The sequence below is a fragment of the Bacillus cereus group sp. BfR-BA-01350 genome (genome assembly GCF_022663775.1).
GTDB lineage: Bacteria > Bacillota > Bacilli > Bacillales > Bacillaceae_G > Bacillus_A > Bacillus_A paranthracis.
Map to the genome: position 1 here is coordinate 158367 of NZ_JAKUGD010000001.1, position 23619 is coordinate 181985.

The following is a 23619-nucleotide window of genomic DNA, read 5'->3' on the forward strand; positions in this document are numbered from 1 at the left end:
TTAATCCTTATGTAATGATGATGCTTGAACTTGTTTTTTCCACTCACTTAAATACACTTTCTCCTCTGTAGGAAGTCCAACAGGTAATTGTGCAATCAATTCTAAACTATTTCCGTCAGGATCGTTAAAGTATACGGCGGCATGTGCTAATTTTGGAAAAACAATCGGTTCAATTGGCTCCATTCCAAAGTCTTTTCGTGCTGAAATGCCTTTTTGGTTTAGCCAATGTATCGCATGTTCTAAATCATGTAAGCTTACTTGAAAGGCGATGTGTCGTAAAGAGGGATGATAATTCACTTTGTATTCTGTACCTTTCCAAAGACCGAGCCAACTTTCATTTTCTTTAATCCAAAAGAAAGCAATATCGTCTCCTCTTTTATATAATTTTAGTCCTAGCGATTCGTAAAAAGGTATAGACACTTCTAAGCTACGGACGGGTAAATGTGCTTCGTAAAGACCTTTAATCATTGTAATCCTCCTAAGTAAAAATATTTCTTATTTCATAGTAAACGTTTTTTTATGAGTTGAAATCAGAAAAAGGAGGGACATCACTTCATACGAAAGTATGAAAAAACAGCTCAAATATGAGCTGTTTTCTTATAGTTTTTCGTTCATTTGTTAAGGATAGGATATATATTAGTATCCGTATCCGCCGCCACCCCAACAGCTACATCCGATGATGATTAGAAGGATGAATAGTACGATAAGCAAAGCAAATCCACCGCCGAAACCAGCGCAACTTCCACCATAACTCATATGTGTTCCTCCTTTTGAGTAAGTTAATCTATATAATTCATGGACTACTATATACAGTATGTTTTTTGTATAGAAAAGGAGCCAGTCTCTTTTGTAATTAGACAAACGCCTGTATGGTCATTCTAATTGTATATAGAGCTACGGATATAGGGATGAATCGTTATATATTTTGCGATTTGTTCATAAAAAAATATATAAATTGTAAAAAAAACCATTTTTATATTTTTTTATGAGAGAATTTGTACTATAATTTTACAAGTAATATTATGGGAAAAGGGAGTTTTAGTGAAGAGATGGAGATGGGACAATTAAAAAATAAAATAGAAAACAAAAAGAAAGAGCTAATTCAACTTGTTGCGAGACATGGATTGGATCATGATAAAGTTTTGTTATTTAGCCGAGATTTAGATATACTTATTAATAAGTTTATGAATGTGAAAGATAAAGTACATAAATAAATAATTTGTAGTTTTTTATATTAAGATATTCAACAAAGAGGAGAGAGATATATTTGGAACATTTACAAGAAGAGCTATATAAACAAATAAAAGAAGAAAAAGGTATTGTTACAATTTTTTTAAAGAGTGGCGTTAGAATAGTAGGAGAAGTTGTTGCAATAGACAAATTTACCGTTTTAATGTTAGTTGATGGAAAACAACAACTTATTTACAAGCAGGCTGTATCAACAATAATGAAATAAGACACTCGTACTGAGTGTCTTATTTCATTATTGCTTGCAGGCTTCAACGTCAATGCCGGCAGCTAATAATTTTTTTTCACCATCTTGCTCAATGATTTTTTGTAATTTAGATAGGAAAGAATCAAAGTTTGTATGCTTTGCTACTTGGAATGTCATTTTATGCTCAATTGGCAGCCACGTATCAATATCAGCTTCGTTATGCTGAATTTTTACCTCAAGCTTATCAAGTGCGTTAGCAACTTTTGCTTCGTACGTTTCTTTCGCTTCAAACTCCATCCATAAATCATATAATTCCTCGCCGAGAGAACCTTTTAATGTTCGTTTAATATTTGAAATTGCTTCTTGTTCATTTATTTGTTTTTGTAATTGTAATTCATGACTATTCATTGTATCAAAAGCAGGAATATCACCAGCTTCTGCTTCGACTAGATCGTGAATAATAACCATTTTAAGTAATTTTTCAATATTTACTTTTTGATCTAAATAAGGTTCAACTAAAATGGCCATTAGAGACATGCGCCACGTATGTTCAGCAACACTTTCTTGACGTCCGTTAGAAAGCCAGCTATGTCGCATTTCATATTTTAGTTTTTCTGCTAGTGCAATGACTTGTAAAATGTTATGTTCCATCGTGATCCTCCTCATACTTCTATACCATAATTCTAATATGGAAATGAAATGTGTCAATTTTATGAGTATATTGCGATAAATAGATGATAAGCGTATAATAAACATTATATGTGAAAACGTATTATTAAAATAAAAAAATGTTTTATAAAAATGAAAAGGAAAGGGCAGGAATATGGGAGACGAAAATCAAGGATTTGCTAGACCAGAAAGAAGAAAAAGGAAGTTTGACATTTCTAGCCCATTTGGCATTATAGTAGGTTTTGCCATAGTGATAGCGGCAATTATGCTTGGCGGAGGCGGAATAAAAGGTTTTAAAAACTTTTTAGATGTTTCATCTATTTTAATTGTCATAGGGGGAACTACAGCGACAATTGTTGTGGCATATCGATTTGGAGAAATAAAAAAATATACGAAAAGTATTTTTACTGTTTTACATAGAAGAGAAGAAGATTTAGAACAGTTAACGGATTTGTTTGTTGATTTTTCGAAAAAATCTAAAAAACACGGCCTGCTTTCTTTAGAAGTTGATGGAGAGCAGGTGGACAATCCTTTTATTCAAAAAGGAATTCGATTAATGTTAAGTGGTTACGATGAAGATGAATTAAAAGAAGTGTTAATGAAAGATGTTGAAACGGAAGTGTATGAGTTAAGAAAAGGAGCGGCGTTATTAGATAAAATTGGTGATTTCGCTCCTGCTTGGGGTATGATAGGGACTTTAATTGGTCTTATCATTATGCTTCAAAACTTGCAAGACACATCGCAAATTGGTACCGGGATGGCAGTTGCGATGTTAACGACATTGTATGGATCCGTACTTGCAAATATGATTGCAATCCCACTTGCTGAAAAAGTGTATAGAGGGATTGAGGATTTATATACAGAGAAGAAGTTTGTTATTGAAGCAATTTCAGAATTGTATCGTGGACAAATTCCGTCTAAATTAAAGTTAAAACTTGATACGTATGTATACGAAACAAAGATAAAAAAAGTAAAACGAGCAGCCTAATATTGCAAGGAGTGGTATGGTGATGATAAAACGACCGCAAAAGGGATCGCCTCGTTGGATGACGACTTTTACAGATTTAACGATGTTATTATTAACTTTCTTTGTGTTACTAGTTGCTACTTCAAAGCAGGATGCAGTAAAATTGTCAAAGATGCTTGAAAAGTTTAGTGATACGGAGCAAGTTGATGCAAAAGTAATGGAAAATACTATACCAGATATTTCGCATGAAAAAAATGATGAAAAAATGATTTCGAAAAAAAGAATGGATGAATTATATAAGAAGTTAAAAGCATATGTAGATAATAACGGTATTAGTCAAGTGAATGTATATCGAGAGGATACGGGAGTAAGCGTTGTTATAGTAGATAATTTAATATTTGATACGGGTGACGCGAACGTTAAACCAGAAGCGAAAGAGATAATAAGTCAATTAGTTGGGTTTTTCCAATCGGTACCAAATCCCATTGTTGTAGAAGGACATACAGACAGTAGACCGATCCATAATGAAAAGTTCCCTTCTAATTGGGAATTATCTTCAGCACGAGCAGCTAATATGATCCACCATTTAATTGAAGTGTATAATGTGGAGGATAAAAGGTTAGCTGCGGTAGGATATGCAGACACAAAGCCAGTTGTACCGAATGATTCACCGCAAAATTGGGAGAAAAACCGTCGCGTTGTCATTTACATTAAAGAATAGTATTTTAGTATTTTAGTAATAAAATACTAAAATGAAGAAATTCTTTTAAAAAAATATTAAATTTTCTCGTTTTATTTTGTATAATGAGTGAGAATGATAAGGTGAAATATTAAGATATATTTATACATAGAAGGAGAGAATCAAAAAGAATGGCACATAAAATTTTAGTTGTAGATGATGCGATGTTCATGCGAACAATGATTAAAAACTTATTAAAGAGTAATTCTGAATTTGAAGTAATCGGAGAAGCGGAAAATGGAGTGGAGGCAATTCAAAAATATAAAGAACTTCAACCTGATATTGTAACATTAGATATTACTATGCCAGAAATGGACGGACTTGAAGCATTAAAAGAAATTATGAAAATTGATTCAAGTGCAAAGGTTGTTATTTGTTCAGCAATGGGACAACAAGGTATGGTATTAGATGCAATTAAGGGCGGGGCAAAAGACTTTATTGTAAAGCCATTCCAAGCAGATCGCGTAATCGAAGCTTTAACAAAAGTAGCAAATAGCTAATATAAAAGGGGTGCCACAAGGAATCAAAACAGTGATAACGGATAGATGTGTGGCCCCTTTTTTCTTATTTTAAAACACTAAATTGTTATACATAAATGAAATGTTTGTTAGACAGGTAGGGGATGAAAATGCAAACAGATCTATTAAATATATTTTTTGAAGAGTCGGAAGAACATTTACAGTCGCTAAATGAAAATGTGCTAATTTTAGAGCAGAATCCTACAGATATGGATGTAGTGGGAGAAATATTCCGCTCAGCTCATACGTTCAAAGGTATGTCTGCGAGTATGGAATTTACGGAAATGGCGGATTTAACGCATAAAATGGAAAACGTTTTAGATGAAATTCGTCATGGGAATATAGTAGTACATGCGGATATTATTGATGTCATTTTTGAATGCATTGATAATTTAGAGAAAATGGTTGCAGATGTGCAGCAAGGCGGAATGGGTAATATTGATGTAGTCGCAACGAAGCAAAAATTAGAAGCGTTATTGAACGGAAATGTAGAAACTTCTATGGAACATGTAGAGCAAGAGTCTATAAACAATGATGATGCAGTTTCGCATGAAGTGCATATAACCGTTGAACAGCAAGCTATTTTAAAAGCAGTACGTGCCATTATGTGTATTGAAGCACTGCAAAATATAGGCGATATACAAAAAACGGTTCCTAGTATTGAAGAAATCGAAGCGGATGCTTTCGGTTTTGAGTTTACAGTATTTATGAATACGGATCGTAGTGAAGAAGAAGTGAAACAGGTAGTGCTTCACGTTTCTGAAATTGAGAAAGTAGTAGTGAAACAAGGAGAATCATTACAGGAAGTAGATTCGATGGTTGCTACGCAAGAAACTACGCGAGTAGAAGAAATGATACAGCCGTCTGTAGTTGCGCAGGTGGAAGCACCTATTGAGACAGCGAAGCAACCTGCAAGTGCTACGCCAACTAAAAGCACTGCAAAAACGAAAAATGCTAAAGGTGAGAATCGTTCCATTCGTGTGCAGCTAGAGAAAATTGAACGATTAATGAATATGTTTGAAGAGAGTGTAATTGAGCGTGGTCGCATAGATGAATTGGCACAAGCAATTCAAAACAAAGAATTAATTGAGCATTTAAATCGATTAGGCGATATTTCAAAAGATATTCAAAATGTACTTCTAAACATGCGTATGGTGCCGATTGAAACAGTCTTTAATCGTTTCCCGCGTATGGTGCGTATGTTAGCGAAAGATTTAGGGAAGAAAATCGATTTACAAATTACGGGTGAAGATACAGAAGTTGATAAAATTGTTATTGATGAAATCGGTGATCCACTCGTTCATTTAATTCGTAATGCAATTGATCATGGTATTGAGACTGTTGAAAAACGTCGTGATGCAGGGAAAAATGAGACGGGTACAATTAAATTAGAAGCGTTCCATAGTGGAAATCATGTCGTAATTCAAATTACGGATGATGGAAATGGAATTCATAAAGGGAAAGTATTAGAAAAAGCGATTAAAAATGGTGTTGTAACAGAATCTGAGGCAAATAAATTAACGGATCGTGAAGTGTTTGATCTCATTTTCCAACCAGGATTTAGTACAGCAGAAGTAGTATCGGATCTTTCAGGGCGCGGGGTTGGATTAGATGTTGTAAAACATACAATCCATAGTTTAGGTGGACATTTAATTATTGATTCAGAAGAAGGAAAGGGAAGTACATTTAGAATTGAACTTCCATTAACGTTGTCCATTATTCAATCTATGCTTGTTCAAACGAATGATAAACGTTATGCTTTACCTCTTGGTAATATTGTTGAAGCAATTCGAATTAAGAGAGAAGACATCCAATCCATACAAGGAAAAGATGTGTTAAACTATCGTGATCAAATTATTGAAGTGAAACATTTAAGTACTGTATTTGGTGAAAAAACAGTAGATGAGGCATTTGAATCATATGAAAGTCAAATGGTTCCTGTGTTAATTGTTCGTAATACACATCGTAGCTATGGACTTATTGTAAACACAATTATCGGCCAAAGAGAAATTGTCTTAAAGTCATTAGGCGATTTCTTTGCAGAAAGTTCGAACTATTTCTCTGGCGCGACGATTCTCGGCGATGGACGAGTGGTCCTCATTTTAAACCCAGAAGGTTTATAATAGGAATGAAGGAAAGCCCCCCACTTGTATACAATTGGGGAGCTTTTTGGTTAATTACATACTAATATATATAACAGGAAATAAATACATGTTCACGATTTACGTAATAAATTTGTTAAAATGTAATGAGTGTATTCATTTAATAGAAAAACAAAAATGAGGAGGCAGGGAAAATGCCTGAGCAACACACAAAAGGGGATACGAGCACAATTGTGCTAGAAAAAGAAAAGGAGCTTTTAACGCCTCAAGAATGTGATATTCTTGGCGAAATTGCAAATATATCATTTGGCTCTGCTTCGACAGTATTATCAACAATTTTAAATAGGCAAGTAAGTATAACTGCTCCTCATGTAGAGTTAGTAGATTTATACGATACAAGTGATGTTGAGGTTCCTCATGTTGTATTAAACATTCATTTTACAAAAGGATTAGATATGGAAAATCTACTTGTCCTTCAGCAAGATGTTGCTTTATCTATTGCTGATTTAATGATGATGGGAACAGGGGAAGTGGAAGAGGGGAAAGAACTTGGCGAATTAGAGTTAAGTGCTGTACAAGAAGCGATGAACCAAATGATGGGGTTCGCAGCGACGTCCATGTCGGAATTCTTCCAAGATACAGTAGACATGTCTCCGCCGACAATTAAAGTTGTAAAGTTATTAGAAGAGATGGAGAAAATCTCTGGAATAACTGGAAATAACACAATTGTGAAAGTGTCGTTTGACCTTAAAATAGATAATCTTGTAAACTCAAAACTCGTGCAAATTGTTTCAGTTGAACATGCGAAACAAATGATAAATAAATTACTACAATTATCTGGTGGCGTAGAAGAGCAAGACGAGCCGGCAGAAGTAGTGGAAGCTGAGATTGTAGAAGAACATGTTGAAAAAGAGCAGTTAACGCAAGAGGAGAAAGATGTACTTGGGGAAATTGCCAACATTTCAATCGGTTCAGCTTCAACGGTATTATCAACGCTTTTAAATCAGCCGGTTACGATTAGTACACCAAATGTAGAAGCGATTAATGTGCGTCATTATGACGGCGTACCGGTGCCCTTTGTTATTTTAAATGTCGATTTTGTTGAAGGTTTAAAGAATGAGAACGTATTCGTATTTACGAAAGATGTTGCTTTGACAATGGTAGATTTAATGATGATGGGAACAGGGGAAATCGATCCAGAGAAAGAGCTTAGTGAATTAGAGCTGAGCGGTATTAAAGAAATCATGAACCAAATGATGGGGCATGCGGCAACAGCGATGTCAGAAATGTTTAAAGAGAAGATGGACATGACGCCGCCAGACGTCAAATTTGTCACGTTAAAAGAAGAAATGGAATATTTGGGAGAGTCAATGGAAGTGGATGAACTCGTTCAAATTACGTTCAACCTTGAAATTGGCGACTTGCTTCAATCGAAAATGTATCAAATCTTACCGATTTCAGAAGCGAAAGAAATGGTAAGACGACTTCTATACCCAATGGTGGAAGCGGAAGAAGAGATTGCTGAGGAAGAAATGGAAGAAGAGGTTGTAGAACCTGTTGTACAACCTATTGAATTTAAAGAAGTAAAACAAATTGAGCCAGTGTATATGGATACATCGATTCTACAAAATGTAGAAATGAATGTGAAATTTGTATTTGGAAGTACAGTGAAAACGATTCAAGATATATTAAGTTTACAAGAAAATGAAGCCGTTGTATTAGATGAAGATATCGATGAACCAATTCGAATTTATGTAAATGATGTATTGGTGGCGTATGGTGAACTTGTAAATGTAGATGGATTTTTCGGAGTAAAAGTGACGAAATCACTATAAGGCGTTGAAATAGTAGATGAAAAGCGTAAAGTTTTTTCTAATTTGCTGGCTATGCATACATGTGTGCTTGCTCTTCCCACTGCAAAGTCAGGCGGAAGAGCAAAATGTGCCAGAACAAAATATAAATGAAGTGAATGTACAAGAAGAGAACAAGGAAGTTCAAGAACAGCCCGAACAAGTGGAAATAAAGCAAGATAAAGAGGAACAACAAGAAGTAAAGAATGAGCAAGAAACCGAAAAAAAGATAGAGACGGATCAAGGGATTATTACAATAAATAAGCGAGAATTAAAAGTTGGCGAAGAAGTGCGGATTATTGTAGAGCCAAAAGAGACAAATATTCAAAGTATAAAAGGTATGTTGTGTTTGCCCAAAAAAAGTAATCTGTATGAGCAAGAAAGAATGATACATTTTGACTATGAAGAAGAGACGAAGCGATGGATTGCTAACTATAAGGTCGGGATTTTTGATTTGCAAGGTGATTGGAACCTTCAGCTTATTCAAAGTTTTAAAGAAAATGAGAAAGAAGAGCTTATAGAAAATGAAGTGAAAGTCCCACTTATTCGTATAAATAATGAAGCGCCAACAATAGATAAAGAGATGCCGAAGTTGCATAAAGTCACTATTGACGAGGCGAAGGAGAATGTAATCGAACGAAAACGAGGCGATTCTATACGTGTAAGAGTGAAGGCGGCAGACGTGGAATCGGTTGTGAAAGAAGTTCGTGTTACATTAAAAGGAAAAGAAAATAAAGAGATTACATTTTTATTAGATTACAATAAGCGCGACATGGAATGGCAAAAAGTATTTGAAATAACGGATGCATTATCAAATGGGACATACGAACTACTTGTAGAAGTAGTAGATGCGGCTGGAAATAAACTCGTTGAAGAAAGTGAGTATGTCGTTTCTGTTTTGGAGCAAAAAACAGAAGAGGATAAAAAGACAGAAGAACGAGAGAACGAAGATAAATTAGAAAATAAACTAGAAGATAAGAAAGAAACTGAGAAGCAGGAAGACACGAAAGTAGAAATCCCGCTTCAGGAAGAAAAACAGCCAGTTGTTCAAATTCCGAAAAAAGAAGAGAAAGTAAACGACTTTATAAAAGAACCATTGAAAGAGAAAGAAAAAATTACTTATGTTATAAAAGAGCCTCTCACAGACAACAAGGAAGTAAATAATACGAAGGCTCAAAAAGATAAAGATAATAACAATCAAGTCATTTTGAAAAAGAAAGAAAAAAAAGAAGGGCCAGAAGATAAGAAAGAAACTAAAAGTGACCATGGAATACAAGCTTCTAATGTATTTGCTATTATGTCAGGTTTATTCGTACTATTTTTAGTTTTAAAGAGCAATAAAGAATGGGGCTAATTAATTTCATCATAGTGGAGGCGCTTAAATGGAAATTAAACGTACGACAATTGAAAATAAGACGCTACAACCATTAAAACAGCCTGCAGCTATTTCAGAACATGAAATCCAGAAAGAACGAAAGCATAGCAATCTAGTGTTTACTGGACAGTCTAAAATTATTTCGAAAAATAACGAAATAGGGATTTTACTTGCGAGTTTAGGTGATGGAAAGGTTATGAAGGAAATGCTTTCTAAAGAGATGGATACAGTATTACAACTCTTTAAAAAGTTACATACATTATCTGGAGAAGGAAAGCAAACAGATAAAATATTTGAACAAGTAATGAGAAGCTTACAAGGGCTTGTGAAACAGGCGCATATAAAAGAACTGCCTTTATTAGATGGAACGTATGATTTCGCTGAAGTACAACTATCATTTGGTAAAAAGGTACACATTCCGTTATTAGATGTAAGTGCACTCCTCTCTAGCGTGGAGAGTGACTCGTCAGAAGGAAATATAAATTTAATGGTAACGGTTATTACTGCGTATATCACGAAATTGTCTAACGAAACCATTTTAATTAGCGTCACGAATCGCACAGCTAAAGAGCGGGATGCAAGTGTATGGAGAGCACTTGCAGAAATGAATATGACACAATTATCACAGGCATTGAAACAAACGGTGCAAGAACATAAATGGTCTATGACGTTTCTTTTTCTCTTTATATGGGTTGCTTGTATTATTTTAATTCGAGTTATATAAAAAATGAACGGAATCACGCAATTCTTTGTTATGATTTTAGTAAATAAATACAAAAAAAGCAGGGTGCAATAATCCTGCTTTTTTCTATATTTTTTCATAAAAGAATGTATCAAAACGCTGAAGATTGAATCGTTCAGGTGTTAAAATTTGCTCTGTGCTACCGACAAATAGCACACCGCCTTTTCGTAAAGAACGGCTAAATTTTTCATACAGCTTGACTCTTGCTTCTTCTGTGAAATAGATCATTACATTACGACAAACAATTAAATCGTAATTTGTATCGAACGATTGCATGAGTAGGTCATGCTGTTTAAATGTGACGTGTTGCTTAATATTTTGATGCAATGAATATATATCATCCTCTTTTGTGAAATGACGTTCTTTCAAATCGCTAGGTAATTCTTTTAAAGAACGTTCCGTATATTGGCCGCGTTTTGCACTCTCTAAAATATGAAAATCAAGATCTGTTGCTAGTATTTCATAGCGAAATGGAGAGAGATGTTTCGATAAAATTAAAGAGAGTGTATATGGTTCTTCACCAGCGGCGCAAGCGGCACTCCATACTTTTAATTTTCCGTTATTTTGTTCGAGTAATTTTGGCAGTGCTTTCGATTCTAACGTTTGCCAACGTTCTTTATTTCTAAAAAACTCTGAAACATTAATTGTGATATAGTCAATAAAACTTAAAAATAAGTTTTGATCAATACGTAAAGTACTTAAAAATATAGTGTAGTTTTCAAAGCCTTTCCTTGAAATAAAAGCATCGATTCTACGGCGCATCCTATCTTGTTTATACGAAGCGATATCCATATTGAATTGTTGTTTAAAACTCGTGATAAAATGATCGTAATCTTGTTCAATTATCATATTTACAATGGGCACAATAACGATATTGTGCCGCCCCCTTTACATCATACGAATTTTTTGTTCAAAGCTTTTTTTCATTTGTTTTTCATGTAAACCTGGTAAATCATAAATAACAGCATCAATCCCTACTTCTTTTGCAATGTCAATGGGAATGACAGATGTATGTTTGTCTCCGTTATAAAAACAGAGAACTAAATCGGTATCTTCAATAATTTGTTTAACAAAAAATATATAATCTGATCGGTAAATAGAGTCGGAAGGATGATCAAAAGCAACATACTCGGCTCCGTGTTTTTTTAAATAATCAACGATTTCTTGAAATTCATCTGTTACTGCTTGTAACGGTTGAAGCGTATAAAAGCATAAATTTTGAGCGAGTCTTTCGTTTTCGACGAAAAAACGAAGTACCTCATTTTCAATAGATTTATAACATAATATGTAAATTTTATGTTTGTGAGCATAGTCAGTTAAAAATTTTTTTATTTCTTCTTGATCTAATGCTGTTAATTGATTTGAACCACAAAGAAAAATATTCATAGAATTGTGCCACCTCATGCTAAATTGTAACATATCTTCTATAAAAAATAACTGCAAAATATTAGTGTTCAGAGTATAATTATAAATAATTAGATTTTACGATTAACTTTAGGAAGAAATAAAAAAATAAATAGGTGATATATATGCTACGTTCTATCTCGCATAATCCAATTTTATCGCATATACCGCCTGCTACTCAAATGCCGAAAGAAGCAAATGTCAGAACAGGACTTGCATTTTCGGATAATTTGCATGCAGATCCGAAAAAAGATAAATTGTTAGAACAAATGGAAGCGTTTGTTGATAACATTGGAGAAATTAAAGAGAAAATTGAAATGGAATTAACACTCGATAATGTAATGGAATACAAAAATACAGTAAAATCATTTTTGAATTTTTACGTTGATAATGTATTGCAATATAAAGATGTCATGTCTCGTCATCCACGTTATGGATATTCTCAGAAAATGACGATTGTGAAGCAGGCAGAAATGGGATTGAATGAGTTAGAAGATGTTATGAATTTAATTAATACAAAAACGGGACATTTAGAAATGTTAAATCAAATTGGAGAAATCCACGGTTTAATTGTGAATTTAGTCTTGTAAAAGGGAAGGAAGCTATATGTATATACAATTATATGAAAAGCTCGTTATTATTCAAAAAGCATATGAAAACATTCAAGCGCTTGGAGAACAAATATATGAGAATTTAAAAAATAAAAACATAAATGCAGTTCAAAAGTTACAAGTAGAACAATTGCAGTACGTTGATGGTTTAAAGCAATTATCAAGTTCATTTGAAGAGATGGTTGTTCAGTTTTGTAAAGAGCAGGGAGTAGAAGTATGTCGCGTAAGTGCATTATTTTCGTGTTTTTCCCATGAAGAAATTGAAAAAATGGAAAAATTACAAAAAAACTTAGCGGAATTAGAAGAGAATGCAAAAATGCTTCTTTTGAAAAATCAATATTATTTAAACGTACTATTAAAAACTACAGAAAGTATTGTGGATTCTGTTTCTGAATATAACTTAGAACGAAACAATAATTCGCAAATCTTTATGAACGAACTATTGTAAAGGGGAAGTGAAGCATTATGAGATTATCTGATTATAATACCCCGTTATCGGGTATGTTAGCGGCACAAATGGGGTTACAAACAACAAAGCAAAACTTATCTAACATTCATACTCCTGGGTATGTACGTCAAGCAGTGAATATTACCTCTGCTGGAGCGAGTAATGGCCATATACCAGCACAAAGAATTGGTTACGGTGTACAAGTATTAGGTGTTGATCGTATTACGGATGAAGTGAAAACGAAGCAATATAATGATCAATTGTCACAGTTCTCTTATTATGCATATATGAATTCTACTTTATCAAGAGTAGAGTCTATGGTAGGTACGACTGGAAAGAATTCGTTATCTAGTTTAATGGACGGTTTCTTTAATGCTTTTCGTGAAGTTGCAAAAAATCCGGACCAATCAAATTACTATGATACATTAATTGCTGAAACGGGGAAATTCACAAGTCAGGTAAATCGTCTTGCAAAAAATTTAGCTACAGCGGAAATTCAGACGACCGAAGATATTGAAGCGCATGTTAATGAATTTAATCGTCTCGCGGCTAGTTTAGCAGAAGCAAATAAAAAAATCGGGCAAGCTGGTACACAAGTACCAAATCAACTTTTAGACGAACGTGATCGTATCGTTACAGAGATGTCTAAGTATGCAAATATAGAAGTATCTTATGAATCTATGAATCCTAATATCGCAAGTGTTAGAATGAATGGTGTTTTAACAGTCAATGGACAAGATGCATATTCAATTCAATTAAATAAAGAAAAAGAACCAATGTCTGTTGAAATTTATGGTTCGGAAATTCCTTTAACTAGTGGTGCAATTCAATCTGCAATAGATACGAAAGCGAAGATTGCAGGTTATAAGAAAAATCTTGAAGATTTAATGAGCTCAGTGAAAAAACAAGTGAATACAGTGATGGGAAAAGATTTCTTCGTTGGAGATTATGCGCAAGAGATGAAATTAAATCCGGAATTTGCACAAGATGTTTCGAAAATGAAAATATCTGCTGAAACAGCAAATAAACTGGCAGGAATTACAGATGGAGATTATAAAGAGGGACTTTCTTATAAACAGGCATTAGACCAATTCATAGTTGGAATAGCTTCTGATAAAAATGCAGTGAATGCTTATCAAAGTATTCATGGGGATTTATTGGATGGTATTCAACAAGAAAAAATGAGTATCGAAGGCGTTAATATGGAAGAGGAAATGGTAAATTTAATGGCCTATCAAAAATACTTTGTGGCGAACTCGAAAGCGATTAGTACGATGAATGAAGTGTTTGATAGTCTGTTTTCGATTATTAGATAATGAGAGATAAAAACAAAACCCTTTTCTTTTTTGATTGAAGAGAGTGCCAGCGTAGTGAAGAAGCGGTCAGTGCCTAACAGTGGACCTATTGGTGTGAGACCAGAGCTATGGGGCAGTTGCCGGATAAGTTAGAAGAGGGAACAGCCATGAATCGCGAATGAAGTGACAAAGCGAAGATCTTTTCTTCTGTGATTGAAGAGAGTGTCAGCGTAGTGAAGAAGCGGTCAGTGCCTAACAGTGGGCCTATTGGTGTGAGACCAGAGATATGAGGCGGTAGAGGGATAAGTTAGGTAAGGGGAGAGCCGGAAATAATTTTGGTTTCTTCTTCAAATTAATTTGAAATAGATAAAGGAGGAGATAGAAATGAGAGTATCTACATTTCAAAATGCAAACTGGGCAAAGAACCAGTTAATGGATTTGAATGTGCAACAGCAATATCATCGAAATCAAGTAACTTCAGGGAAGAAAAATCTTCTTATGAGTGAAGATCCGCTTGCAGCAAGTAAATCATTTGCGATTCAACATTCATTGGCGAATATTGAACAAATGCAAAAAGATATAGCGGATTCTAGAAATATGCTAAGTCAAACAGAAAATACATTGCAAGGTATTGTGAAGTCTTTAACGAGGGTGGATCAGTTAACGATACAAGCGTTAAATGGCACGAATAGTGAAAAAGAATTAAAAGCAATTGGAGCAGAAGTGGATCAACTTCTAAAACAAGTCGTTTATTTAGCAAATACGAAAGAACAAGGTCGTTACCTTTTTGGTGGAGATAGTGCAGAGAAACCGCCGTTTGCAGATGATGGGACATACCAAGGTGGCGAAAAAGATGTAATGTGGAAGCTAAATGATGGTTATGAAATTAAAGCATTTCGTAAAGGTAAAGATTTATTAACTCCTGTTATTCAAACGTTAGTAAAAATGAAAGATGCTTTGCAAAGCGGTGATCAAAAAGCGTTACAACCGTTTTTAGAAGAAAATAAGAAAAACTTAGACAGTGTTATTAACCGTACAACAGAAGTAGGATCAACAATGAACACTGTAGATACGTTTAAGACGATTTTAAGTGAGCAAAACTTAGCGCTTCAAGAAAACCGTAAAGAAATTGAAGATGTTGATTTAGCAGCAGCCATTTCAGAGTTAGCTTACATAAATGCAACGTATGAAGCGACGCTTAAAGCAGTTAGTACGATGAGTAAAACGAGTATTTTAGATTATATGTAAAGGATAAGGAGTGAGAAAAATGGCAGGAACGTTAACGGGTATTGGCGGTAGACAACAGATTTGGAACCTCGGTAATAATATGATCGATACTTCTAACTTTGTTGAATTAGAAATGAATGCACTAGAAATGAGAAAAACACCGTATTCAAATGAAAAAAACCAACTTTCTCAAGATAAGCTATTATATACAAGTTTAAAATCGGAATTTAGTTCTTTCACGCAAACTTTTAAAAACTTGGCGGCTTTTAAAGGGAATGAGAAAAAAGTAACGACATCACAAGATGGCTATATTAACGTAAAAGCAGATGGTGGAGCTATTGCAGGGACATTTAATATAAAAATTAATCAACTTGCGCAGCGTCATCAAATCGCATCTAAAGAAATTAAATTAGATGACAAGCTTCCTAGAAATGAAACGATAAAACTAGGTGAAAAAGAACTTAAAGTAACAACTGATATGACATATAAAGATTTAATTAATAAAATTAATGATGGAGATTATGGCGTATCAGCATATACACTTGGTAAAAAAATCTTCATGTCTTCTACGAAAGAAGGGGCAGCGCATGCTATTAATTTACAACAGACACCACCTAACGTACTAACAGAGTTGTTTTATTCAGAGGTGGAAGTTAAAGATACAGAAACAGGCTTGCCAAAAACAGAAGTGAAATTAAACACGATTAATAAAGCGTTAGATGCAATATATAGTATTAATGGTATTGAAGAAACAAGCGCAAGCAACACAATTGAAACACTTCCTGGTGTAAAGGTTGAGCTTTTAAAAGTAACAGATCCAATAGTTGATAATAAGCCTAGTGGTGAAACGGGTACAGATACAAAAGCTGCAGACCAAAAAGGTATAGATTTAAAGTTTACGGTTAGTGATTCAAATGTAACAGATGCAGCTAATTTAATTAAAAAAATGGTTGCTGATTACAATAAAGCTGTAGGTACAGTTGATATTTTCGATGGAAAAAATGGTGCTTTTCAAGGACAAGCAATTATGCAAAGTGTACGTCAAATGATGAATAATGTTGTGACGTTTTCAAAGGACGGTAACTATTTGTTCACGTATGGTATTCAATTAAAACAAGACGGAACGATGCAAGTGGATGATGAAAAGTTAACTAAGGCGTTAAAAGATAATCCGGATGCAGCGAAGCAGTTCTTCTTTAGTTCAAATGGTATAGGAAAAATGATGGAAGAACCACTTGAAAAATTATTTGGTGATAAAGGTGTAGTAGGAGAACGAGTAAAAAGTATTGATTCACGTGTAAGTGATTTAGATAAAAAGATTAAAGATATTGAAGCACAAAACTTGCAAAAACAAGATGAAATTGTGAAGAAGTATCAAAAGCTAGAAAGTACATTAGCGGCGCTAGATAGCCAATTAAAAACAATTAAAGCAATGACAAAACAAAAAAGTGATGATTAATGAAAGTTGAGGAAGTGATCGTATGCAAGCATGGCAACGTTATATGCAAAATGATATTATGACGAGTAATCCGATTAAAAATACAATTTTTATTTATGAAAGATGCATTGTAGAGTTTCGTAATTTAGAAGAGCTTTTACATACTTTTAAACTACAAGAGGGAGATGCGCTTCTTGAGAAGTTAGAACGTATTTTTGAAGAATTAAAGCTTCAATTAAACCCTGAGATTACGAAAGATTTATATGATAGTCTATTTGGTTTGTATGATTGGATTAGCATTCAAATTCAAACGATGAAAGTAACACGTGAAGCGAAAGATATTGATGCAATTGTGAAAGTGTTACAAGATTTAATAGACGGTTATCGCGGAGCGCTTGAAAATGAACAATGATATTTATCGAGCATTTGTCGGCTGTTTTAATGAAATCGGTGAATTGCAAGTGTCAGATGAAGAGTTTGCTGAGAAGAGTGCGATGTTAAATCGCTGGATGATGACATTGGATGAAGAAACGCGCGCACAAGTTGCGGCAGAAGTAAGTCCATTCATTATTAAGGCAGCACAGCATATTCGAGATAAGCAAAAGATTTTGGAAGAAATGATTATGACAAATGATGGGCGAATGAAAGCTAATTCATTTTACGGTAAATATTAATTATAAAGTGTGGAAACGGATTCCCCTTATTACAAGGGGATCCATTCCTTCATGTAAATAAAGAGTTCCGCTGATTGAGGTTTCATTTTATGACTGTAAAAAATAGAAGTAATCTAAATAATATAAAAATAATCTACAGCTAGTCGTAAATATGTTCAAATATTATATAGATTACTACGCGTATACAGCTTTTTTGTATTCTTTTTTATATTTTTGTATTTTTCTAAAGACAACAATGTAAAAATGGAATAAAATATGTAAGGGTACATAATAGTTAATATTTTAATAAATACATATAGGAAATTAAATAATGAAGTGAAACTTCCATCAGTGGATTATTATTCCAAAATGATAAGTTAAAAAGGAAGGGTGTGGAGTATGCCAGATTTAGTGACTGATGTAAGCCATTATATGAATTATTTAGTGACGAAACGAAATACTGTTTCTAGTAATATTGCAAATGCGAATACACCTGGCTATAAAGCACAAGACGTTACATTTGCTCAGCAAATGAATAAAAGTAGTGCATTATATAAGAACAATACTGCGGATTTAAAAACTAATGCAGATTTATATCAAACGAATGAAATGCACTTACCGACAGTAAATGCGAAAAATACATATGCAAAGATTCAAACGAAGTCAATGCAAACGAATAAAGATGGAAATAGTGTGGATGTAACGACAGAAATGCTAGATTTAATGAAAGTAAACCAATTATATGGTATTTCAATTAACGCAATTAATACACAATACGCAATTAACCAAGCAGCACGTGGACGTTAAAAGTAGAAGGAGAGACAACGATGTTTCAGGCGATTAATGCAAGTGGATCAGGGCTAACGACAGCGAGAAAGTGGATGGAAGTTACTTCTAATAACATTGTAAATGCAAATACAACAGCGGCTCCGGGGGCAGATTTGTATGAGCGCCGTAGTGTAGTACTTGAATCAAATAATAGTTTTGCTAGTATGTTAGACGGGACTCCTACTAACGGTGTGAAAATAAAAAGTATTGAGGCAGACAAAACTGAAAACTTAGTGTATGATCCGACGCATCCGCATGCAAATGAAGAAGGGTATGTACGTTATCCGAATATTGATGTGACGGCTGAAATGACGAATGTAATGGTTGCCCAAAAAATGTATGAAGCAAATACAAGTGTATTAAATGCAAATAAAAAAATGCTTGATAAAGATTTAGAAATCGGCCGAGGATAAAGGGGGAAATGGGAATATGAAAATCCAACCAATGTTAAACACACAGCCATTTGGTGCGATTCAGTCAATTGGTACACAGAAAAACTCGCAAACATCTGTAGTTTCGGGGAAAAAGTTTATTGATTTATTGGAAGATATGAATCAAACACAAAATAACGCGCAAACAGCCGTATATGATTTACTAACAAAAGGGGTAGGAGAAACACATGACGTTTTAATTCAGCAAAAGAAAGCTGAGTCTCAAATGAAAACGGCTGCTCTCGTACGTGATAATCTTATTGAAAATTATAAGTCACTAATTAATATGCAAATTTAGGAAAATGGACGGGTGTGTTTAAATGGAAAAGATAAAAAATGTTTTCCAATCGTTAAAAACGTGGCATAAGTTAGTTATTGGTGCAGCGCTTTTAGCAATTGTAACAGGAGCACTTTTATACTTCACCTTGCCAGATAAATATGTTGTTGTATATCAAAATTTAAATGATGCAGACAAGCAAGAGATTACAGCAGAATTATCGAAGCTAGGTGTCGATTACCAATTAGCAGCCGATGGTTCGATTCGTGTGCAAAAGAATGATGCTCCATGGGTTCGAAAAGAAATGAATGGAATGGGCTTACCGTTTAATTCTAAAAGCGGTGAGGAAATTTTATTAGAAAGCTCTCTCGGTTCAAGTGAGCAAGATAAAAAAATGAAACAAATTGTCGGTACGAAAAAGCAGTTGGAGCAAGATATTGTAAGAAACTTTGCGACGGTTGAGACGGCAAATGTTCAAATTACATTACCTGAAAAAGAGACAATTTTTGATGAAGAAAAAGCAAAAGGAACAGCGGCGATTACGGTTGGCGTAAAACGTGGACAATTATTAACGGCTGATCAAGTAGCGGGTATACAGCAAATGATTAGTGCAGCAGTTCCTGGTGTCAAAGCAGAAGAAGTAAGCGTTATTGATAGCAAAAAAGGTGTTATCTCAAAAGGAGCCGATGAAGCGCATTCTAGTAGTTCCTCTTCGTATGAGAAAGAAGTAGAGATGCAACACCAAATTGAAGGTAAATTAAAGCAAGATATCGATGCAACGTTAATGACGATGTTTAAACCAAATGAATATAAAGTAAATACGAAAGTGTCTGTAAACTATGATGAAGTTACACGTCAGTCAGAAAAATATGGTGATAAAGGTGTACTTCGTAGTAAACAAGAGCAAGAAGAAAGTTCTACTGCACAAGAAGGAACAGAGACAAAGCAAGGCGCTGGTATTACAGCGAATGGCGAAGTACCAAACTATGGTACGAACAATAATCAAAATGGTAAAATCGTCTACGATAATAAAAATGGTAACAAAATCGAAAACTATGAAATAGATAAAACAGTTGAAACGATTAAGAAACATCCAGAATTAACGAAAACAAATGTTGTTGTGTGGGTAGATAATGATACGTTAGTAAAACGAAGAATTGATATGACAACTTTCAAAGAGGCGATTGGAACAGCGGCAGGACTTCAAGCAGATCAGAATGGCAACTTTACAAATGGTCAAGTAAACGTTGTAACTGTTCAGTTTGATCAGCCGAAAGAAGAGAAGAAGAAAGAACCAGAAGAAAGTGGTATAAACTGGTGGTTAATCGGCGGTATTACAGGTGGCTTATTAGCGCTCTTTGGTCTAATATGGTTCTTCTTAGCAAGACGTAAGAGAAAGAAAGAAGAAGAGGAATATGAAGAATACTTAGCAGAAGAGGAAGTTGCTGCAAGTAGTGAAAGCATTATGGAAATTCCTGAAGAAGAAATAGCGCCAGAACCAAAACCTGAACCAGAAAAAGCGAAAGAACCAACGTTAGATGAACAAGTACAGGACGCTACGAAAGAACATGTAGAAGGTACTGCGAAAGTAATTAAAAAATGGTTAAACGGACAGTAAGGGAGGAATAACGATGTTAGATGAAATCTCCTCCAAAGAAAAAGCTGCCATCCTCATTCGTACATTAGATGAAGAGGTGGCAGCAAAAGTCATTGAATACATGACGGCTGAGGAAAAAGAAGTGTTACTTCGTGAAATCGCGAAGTTTCGTGTATATAAACCAGAAACGTTAGAAAATGTACTAGGGGAGTTCTTATATGAACTGAATGTAAAAGAATTGAATCTAGTAACTCCAGATAAAGAGTATATTCGTCGCATATTTAAAAATATGCCAGAAGATGAGTTGGAAAAATTATTAGAAGACCTTTGGTATAACAAAGATAATCCGTTTGAATTCTTAAATTCACTTACAGATTTAGAACCACTTCTTACAGTACTTAATGATGAATCACCACAAACGATTGCGATTATCGCTTCTTATATTAAACCGCAACTTGCTTCTCAATTAATTGAGAGATTACCAGATCATAAGCGAGTAGAAACGGTAATGGGTATTGCGAAACTAGAGCAAGTTGATGGTGAATTAATTAATCAAATTGGTGAGTTATTAAAATCAAAATTAAATAATATGGCATTTAGTGCGATTAATAAAACAGATGGCTTGAAAACGATAGTGAACATTTTAAATAACGTTTCACGAGGTGTTGAAAAAACTGTTTTTCAAAGACTGGATGAAATCGATTATGAGTTATCTGAGAAAATTAAAGAAAATATGTTTGTCTTTGAAGATTTACTCGGTCTTGAAGATCTTGCGCTTCGCCGTGTATTAGAAGAAATTACGGATAACGGCGTACTTGCGAAGGCACTTAAAATTGCAAAAGAAGAAATTAAAGAGAAATTATTTACATGTATGTCTTCAAACCGTAAAGAGATGATTCTAGAAGAATTAGATGGCTTAGGACCGCTTAAGATGACGGATGCTGAAAAGGCACAGCAAACGATCACTGGTACAGTGAAAAAGCTAGAGAAAGAAGGAAGAATTATCGTTCAAAGAGGTGAAGAGGATGTCCTTATTTAAAAACAGAATTCCGAAGAATTCTGTTTCTTTTTCTGAAGAAACGTATGAACTACAATTTCCAAAACCAATACCCGTTTACGCTGAAGAAGAAATACAAGTAGATCATGAAGAGCTTCGTGCACAGCAAGAATCGTTACATATTGAAATGCACCAACTAAGACAAGAGCAGCAAGTGTTAGAACGAGAGCGTCAACAGCTATTGCAAGATAAGGAACAATTTCAAATGCATGTTCAGCAGCAAATGAAACAGATAGAGTCTGAGCGTTTGCAGTTTCAAAAAGAGCAACAAGAAACAGCGTACGAATGGACAGAATTATTATGGGATCAATCTTTTCAACTAGCAGAAAAAATTGTAAATCAAGCAGTAGATTCGCGATTACTTGATGTATTACCTATTTTAACTGGCATTGTTCAAACATTGCCTACTTCGTTTGAAAAACTAGTCATTACAGTACATCCAGAAACATTTGAACGTATTCAAGAAGAGAAGGAAAATACGAAAGAATACTGGCTACTACAATTAGTAGAATGGAAATATGATTTTTCCTTACAGTTTGGTGAATTTGTTCTGGAAGAAGAGAAAGAGTTCTTTGAATTTAAATTTGTACCTATATTTGCGAAACTTCGCCAGAAATGGGAAGAAGAGAAGTTATTTGAGGAGCAAAATGTATGAATCGAATATTAATGAATGAAAACCAAAAATGGAATACATTTATTGAAACACCGTTTTATACGAAAGTCGGTAAAGTTCATAGTGTGCAAGAGCAGTTTTTCGTAGCGAAGGGACCGAAGGCGAAAATCGGTGATGTTTGTCTCGTTGGGGAACATAACGTCTTATGTGAAGTAATTGCAATTGAAAAAGAAAACAATATGTTACTTCCGTTTGAACAGACAGAAAAAGTATGTTACGGAGATTCAGTTACACTAATTGCAGAAGATGTTGTTATACCTCGTGGTAATCATTTGCTCGGAAAAGTGTTAAGTGCAAATGGTGAAGTGTTAAATGAGAACGCTGAAAACATTCCGCTGCAAAAAATAAAACTAGATGCTCCGCCGATTCATGCATTTGAACGTGAAGAGATTACTGAAGTATTTGAAACGGGAATTAAATCCATTGATTCTATGCTAACAATTGGTATCGGTCAAAAGATTGGTATTTTCGCTGGGTCTGGTGTTGGGAAATCTACTTTACTCGGCATGATTGCGAAAAATGCAAAAGCGGATATAAACGTTATTAGTTTAGTAGGAGAACGTGGCCGAGAAGTAAAAGACTTTATTCGAAAAGAATTAGGCGAGGAAGGTATGAGGAAAAGCGTCGTTGTTGTAGCGACGTCAGATGAAAGTCACCTTATGCAACTTCGTGCCGCTAAGCTTGCAACATCTATTGCCGAATACTTCCGTGATCAAGGTAACAACGTACTACTTATGATGGATTCTGTTACTCGTTTTGCTGATGCACGTAGAAGTGTTGACATTGCCGTTAAAGAGTTACCGATTGGTGGCAAAACACTCTTAATGGAAAGTTACATGAAGAAGTTGTTAGAGCGTTCTGGAAAAACGAAAAAAGGATCCATAACAGGTATTTATACTGTACTCGTTGATGGAGATGATTTAAATGGCCCTGTACCAGATTTAGCACGTGGTATTTTAGATGGGCATATTGTATTAAAACGTGAGCTTGCAACACTCAGTCACTATCCTGCGATTTCAGTATTAGATTCAGTAAGTAGGATTATGGAAGAAATCGTGTCGGCGAACCATTGGCAACTTGCAAATGAAATGAGAAAAATCTTATCTATTTATAAGGAAAATGAATTGTATTTCAAATTGGGAACGATTCAAGAAAATGAAGAAAATGCTTATATTTTTGAATGTAAAAATAAAGTAGAAGGTATAAATACATTTTTAAAGCAAGGTCGATCGGATAGCTTCCAATTTGATGATATTGTGCAAGCGATGCACCATATAATATAA

Annotated in this window: 28 protein-coding genes; 23 read left to right on the forward strand and 5 right to left on the reverse strand. The window is 34.5% G+C overall.

Annotation, left to right across the window (positions count from 1 at the left end):
* Together MR147_RS00820 and MR147_RS00825 are read right to left on the reverse strand one after the other, a co-directional pair.
* Positions 1-468: a VOC family protein gene (locus tag MR147_RS00820; RefSeq protein ID WP_074610133.1), complete on the reverse strand. Its 468-nt coding sequence runs from the start codon at positions 466-468 to the stop codon at positions 1-3.
* 168 nt (positions 469-636) lie between these two features.
* Positions 637-756: a YjcZ family sporulation protein gene (locus MR147_RS00825; protein ID WP_000120179.1), complete on the reverse strand. Its 120-nt coding sequence runs from the start codon at positions 754-756 to the stop codon at positions 637-639.
* 239 nt (positions 757-995) lie between these two features.
* On the opposite strand from MR147_RS00825, the gene MR147_RS00830 reads away from it, so the two are divergent.
* Entirely contained in the window at positions 996-1214 is a 219-nt protein-coding gene (locus tag MR147_RS00830; RefSeq protein ID WP_002080856.1) for an aspartyl-phosphate phosphatase Spo0E family protein, read from the forward strand.
* 53 nt (positions 1215-1267) lie between these two features.
* On the forward strand, positions 1268-1456 hold the full coding sequence (gene hfq, locus MR147_RS00835; protein WP_000400661.1) for an RNA chaperone Hfq: 189 nt from the start codon (positions 1268-1270) through the stop codon (positions 1454-1456).
* Between the two features lie 27 nt (positions 1457-1483).
* On the opposite strand, the gene MR147_RS00840 is transcribed toward hfq, so the two are convergent.
* Positions 1484-2086, reverse strand: a complete 603-nt coding sequence (locus tag MR147_RS00840) for an HD domain-containing protein (RefSeq protein WP_000400760.1) — start codon at positions 2084-2086, stop codon at positions 1484-1486.
* A 172-nt stretch (positions 2087-2258) separates the two neighbouring features.
* Between MR147_RS00840 and MR147_RS00845 the strand changes: the two genes are divergently transcribed.
* From MR147_RS00845 to MR147_RS00875, 7 genes are all read left to right on the forward strand, one after another.
* Positions 2259-3092, forward strand: a complete 834-nt coding sequence (locus MR147_RS00845; protein ID WP_074610134.1) for a flagellar motor protein MotP — start codon at positions 2259-2261, stop codon at positions 3090-3092.
* 22 nt (positions 3093-3114) lie between these two features.
* On the forward strand, positions 3115-3792 hold the full coding sequence (locus MR147_RS00850) for an OmpA family protein (RefSeq protein WP_074610136.1): 678 nt from the start codon (positions 3115-3117) through the stop codon (positions 3790-3792).
* 149 nt (positions 3793-3941) lie between these two features.
* Positions 3942-4310 (forward strand): response regulator, encoded by a 369-nt coding sequence (locus tag MR147_RS00855; RefSeq protein WP_000940577.1) that lies wholly within the window; start codon positions 3942-3944, stop codon positions 4308-4310.
* Positions 4311-4438: 128 nt separating this feature from the next.
* The gene (locus MR147_RS00860; protein WP_242303556.1) at positions 4439-6451 is read left to right on the forward strand and encodes a chemotaxis protein CheA; all 2013 of its coding nucleotides are present in this window, start codon (positions 4439-4441) and stop codon (positions 6449-6451) included.
* A 173-nt stretch (positions 6452-6624) separates the two neighbouring features.
* Positions 6625-8265 (forward strand): flagellar motor switch protein, encoded by a 1641-nt coding sequence (locus MR147_RS00865; protein ID WP_074610140.1) that lies wholly within the window; start codon positions 6625-6627, stop codon positions 8263-8265.
* A gap of 16 nt (positions 8266-8281) precedes the next feature.
* Complete coding sequence (locus tag MR147_RS00870) at positions 8282-9634, forward strand: Ig-like domain-containing protein (protein WP_074610142.1); 1353 nt, start codon at positions 8282-8284, stop codon at positions 9632-9634.
* Between the two features lie 28 nt (positions 9635-9662).
* Entirely contained in the window at positions 9663-10379 is a 717-nt protein-coding gene (locus tag MR147_RS00875; protein WP_074610144.1) for a hypothetical protein, read from the forward strand.
* A gap of 84 nt (positions 10380-10463) precedes the next feature.
* On the opposite strand, the gene MR147_RS00880 is transcribed toward MR147_RS00875, so the two are convergent.
* Both MR147_RS00880 and MR147_RS00885 read right to left on the reverse strand, forming a co-directional pair.
* Positions 10464-11246 carry a CheR family methyltransferase gene (locus MR147_RS00880; protein WP_139302896.1) on the reverse strand — a complete coding sequence of 261 codons (783 nt, stop codon included), beginning with the start codon at positions 11244-11246 and terminating at the stop codon, positions 10464-10466.
* Between the two features lie 39 nt (positions 11247-11285).
* Positions 11286-11783 (reverse strand): flagellar motor switch protein FliG, encoded by a 498-nt coding sequence (locus tag MR147_RS00885; protein ID WP_074610148.1) that lies wholly within the window; start codon positions 11781-11783, stop codon positions 11286-11288.
* Between the two features lie 143 nt (positions 11784-11926).
* Between MR147_RS00885 and MR147_RS00890 the strand changes: the two genes are divergently transcribed.
* From MR147_RS00890 to fliI, 14 genes are all read left to right on the forward strand, one after another.
* Entirely contained in the window at positions 11927-12391 is a 465-nt protein-coding gene (locus MR147_RS00890) for a YaaR family protein (protein WP_000946323.1), read from the forward strand.
* A 16-nt stretch (positions 12392-12407) separates the two neighbouring features.
* Positions 12408-12860, forward strand: coding sequence for a hypothetical protein (locus MR147_RS00895; RefSeq protein ID WP_242303557.1), 453 nt, complete (start codon positions 12408-12410; stop codon positions 12858-12860).
* Positions 12861-12877: 17 nt separating this feature from the next.
* Positions 12878-14176, forward strand: coding sequence for a flagellar hook-associated protein FlgK (gene flgK, locus MR147_RS00900; protein WP_242303558.1), 1299 nt, complete (start codon positions 12878-12880; stop codon positions 14174-14176).
* A gap of 363 nt (positions 14177-14539) precedes the next feature.
* A complete protein-coding gene (locus MR147_RS00905; RefSeq protein ID WP_074610744.1) occupies positions 14540-15403 on the forward strand; it encodes a flagellar hook-associated protein 3 in 864 nt (287 codons plus the stop codon).
* 19 nt (positions 15404-15422) lie between these two features.
* A complete protein-coding gene (locus tag MR147_RS00910; RefSeq protein ID WP_074610742.1) occupies positions 15423-16841 on the forward strand; it encodes a flagellar hook-associated protein 2 in 1419 nt (472 codons plus the stop codon).
* A 22-nt stretch (positions 16842-16863) separates the two neighbouring features.
* A complete protein-coding gene (locus MR147_RS00915; protein WP_074610741.1) occupies positions 16864-17232 on the forward strand; it encodes a flagellar export chaperone FliS in 369 nt (122 codons plus the stop codon).
* Positions 17222-17494, forward strand: coding sequence for a hypothetical protein (locus tag MR147_RS00920; RefSeq protein WP_001058066.1), 273 nt, complete (start codon positions 17222-17224; stop codon positions 17492-17494). The genes MR147_RS00915 and MR147_RS00920 overlap by 11 nt, the downstream gene beginning before the upstream one ends.
* A gap of 378 nt (positions 17495-17872) precedes the next feature.
* Positions 17873-18280 (forward strand): flagellar basal body rod protein FlgB, encoded by a 408-nt coding sequence (gene flgB, locus MR147_RS00925; protein WP_074610739.1) that lies wholly within the window; start codon positions 17873-17875, stop codon positions 18278-18280.
* A 20-nt stretch (positions 18281-18300) separates the two neighbouring features.
* Complete coding sequence (gene flgC / locus MR147_RS00930; protein ID WP_062922185.1) at positions 18301-18714, forward strand: flagellar basal body rod protein FlgC; 414 nt, start codon at positions 18301-18303, stop codon at positions 18712-18714.
* A gap of 16 nt (positions 18715-18730) precedes the next feature.
* Complete coding sequence (fliE, locus tag MR147_RS00935) at positions 18731-19030, forward strand: flagellar hook-basal body complex protein FliE (protein WP_074610737.1); 300 nt, start codon at positions 18731-18733, stop codon at positions 19028-19030.
* A 22-nt stretch (positions 19031-19052) separates the two neighbouring features.
* Complete coding sequence (locus tag MR147_RS00940) at positions 19053-20627, forward strand: flagellar M-ring protein FliF C-terminal domain-containing protein (protein WP_074610735.1); 1575 nt, start codon at positions 19053-19055, stop codon at positions 20625-20627.
* A gap of 13 nt (positions 20628-20640) precedes the next feature.
* Entirely contained in the window at positions 20641-21645 is a 1005-nt protein-coding gene (gene fliG, locus MR147_RS00945) for a flagellar motor switch protein FliG (protein WP_074610733.1), read from the forward strand.
* The gene (locus MR147_RS00950) at positions 21632-22318 is read left to right on the forward strand and encodes a FliH/SctL family protein (RefSeq protein ID WP_074610731.1); all 687 of its coding nucleotides are present in this window, start codon (positions 21632-21634) and stop codon (positions 22316-22318) included. Before fliG ends, MR147_RS00950 begins: the two co-directional genes overlap by 14 nt.
* Positions 22315-23619, forward strand: coding sequence for a flagellar protein export ATPase FliI (gene fliI, locus MR147_RS00955; RefSeq protein WP_074610730.1), 1305 nt, complete (start codon positions 22315-22317; stop codon positions 23617-23619). The genes MR147_RS00950 and fliI overlap by 4 nt, the downstream gene beginning before the upstream one ends.

What these genes read in the sequence shown, in the direction of transcription:
- MR147_RS00865 (WP_074610140.1), top strand. Translation starts at nt 6,625, where the DNA reads ATGCCTGAGCAACACACAAAAGGGGATACGAGCACAATTGTGCTAGAA.
- MR147_RS00820 (WP_074610133.1), bottom strand. Translation starts at nt 468, where the DNA reads ATGATTAAAGGTCTTTACGAAGCACATTTACCCGTCCGTAGCTTAGAA.
- flgK (WP_242303558.1), top strand. Translation starts at nt 12,878, where the DNA reads ATGAGATTATCTGATTATAATACCCCGTTATCGGGTATGTTAGCGGCA.
- fliG (WP_074610733.1), top strand. Translation starts at nt 20,641, where the DNA reads ATGTTAGATGAAATCTCCTCCAAAGAAAAAGCTGCCATCCTCATTCGT.
- MR147_RS00870 (WP_074610142.1), top strand. Translation starts at nt 8,282, where the DNA reads ATGAAAAGCGTAAAGTTTTTTCTAATTTGCTGGCTATGCATACATGTG.
- MR147_RS00875 (WP_074610144.1), top strand. Translation starts at nt 9,663, where the DNA reads ATGGAAATTAAACGTACGACAATTGAAAATAAGACGCTACAACCATTA.
- MR147_RS00840 (WP_000400760.1), bottom strand. Translation starts at nt 2,086, where the DNA reads ATGGAACATAACATTTTACAAGTCATTGCACTAGCAGAAAAACTAAAA.
- MR147_RS00880 (WP_139302896.1), bottom strand. Translation starts at nt 11,246, where the DNA reads ATGATAATTGAACAAGATTACGATCATTTTATCACGAGTTTTAAACAA.
- MR147_RS00890 (WP_000946323.1), top strand. Translation starts at nt 11,927, where the DNA reads ATGCTACGTTCTATCTCGCATAATCCAATTTTATCGCATATACCGCCT.
- MR147_RS00860 (WP_242303556.1), top strand. Translation starts at nt 4,439, where the DNA reads ATGCAAACAGATCTATTAAATATATTTTTTGAAGAGTCGGAAGAACAT.
- MR147_RS00885 (WP_074610148.1), bottom strand. Translation starts at nt 11,783, where the DNA reads ATGAATATTTTTCTTTGTGGTTCAAATCAATTAACAGCATTAGATCAA.
- MR147_RS00950 (WP_074610731.1), top strand. Translation starts at nt 21,632, where the DNA reads ATGTCCTTATTTAAAAACAGAATTCCGAAGAATTCTGTTTCTTTTTCT.
- MR147_RS00825 (WP_000120179.1), bottom strand. Translation starts at nt 756, where the DNA reads ATGAGTTATGGTGGAAGTTGCGCTGGTTTCGGCGGTGGATTTGCTTTG.
- MR147_RS00850 (WP_074610136.1), top strand. Translation starts at nt 3,115, where the DNA reads ATGATAAAACGACCGCAAAAGGGATCGCCTCGTTGGATGACGACTTTT.
- fliI (WP_074610730.1), top strand. Translation starts at nt 22,315, where the DNA reads ATGAATCGAATATTAATGAATGAAAACCAAAAATGGAATACATTTATT.
- MR147_RS00855 (WP_000940577.1), top strand. Translation starts at nt 3,942, where the DNA reads ATGGCACATAAAATTTTAGTTGTAGATGATGCGATGTTCATGCGAACA.
- MR147_RS00845 (WP_074610134.1), top strand. Translation starts at nt 2,259, where the DNA reads ATGGGAGACGAAAATCAAGGATTTGCTAGACCAGAAAGAAGAAAAAGG.
- MR147_RS00905 (WP_074610744.1), top strand. Translation starts at nt 14,540, where the DNA reads ATGAGAGTATCTACATTTCAAAATGCAAACTGGGCAAAGAACCAGTTA.
- flgB (WP_074610739.1), top strand. Translation starts at nt 17,873, where the DNA reads ATGCCAGATTTAGTGACTGATGTAAGCCATTATATGAATTATTTAGTG.
- fliE (WP_074610737.1), top strand. Translation starts at nt 18,731, where the DNA reads ATGAAAATCCAACCAATGTTAAACACACAGCCATTTGGTGCGATTCAG.
- MR147_RS00895 (WP_242303557.1), top strand. Translation starts at nt 12,408, where the DNA reads ATGTATATACAATTATATGAAAAGCTCGTTATTATTCAAAAAGCATAT.
- MR147_RS00910 (WP_074610742.1), top strand. Translation starts at nt 15,423, where the DNA reads ATGGCAGGAACGTTAACGGGTATTGGCGGTAGACAACAGATTTGGAAC.
- MR147_RS00940 (WP_074610735.1), top strand. Translation starts at nt 19,053, where the DNA reads ATGGAAAAGATAAAAAATGTTTTCCAATCGTTAAAAACGTGGCATAAG.
- flgC (WP_062922185.1), top strand. Translation starts at nt 18,301, where the DNA reads ATGTTTCAGGCGATTAATGCAAGTGGATCAGGGCTAACGACAGCGAGA.
- MR147_RS00915 (WP_074610741.1), top strand. Translation starts at nt 16,864, where the DNA reads ATGCAAGCATGGCAACGTTATATGCAAAATGATATTATGACGAGTAAT.
- MR147_RS00920 (WP_001058066.1), top strand. Translation starts at nt 17,222, where the DNA reads ATGAACAATGATATTTATCGAGCATTTGTCGGCTGTTTTAATGAAATC.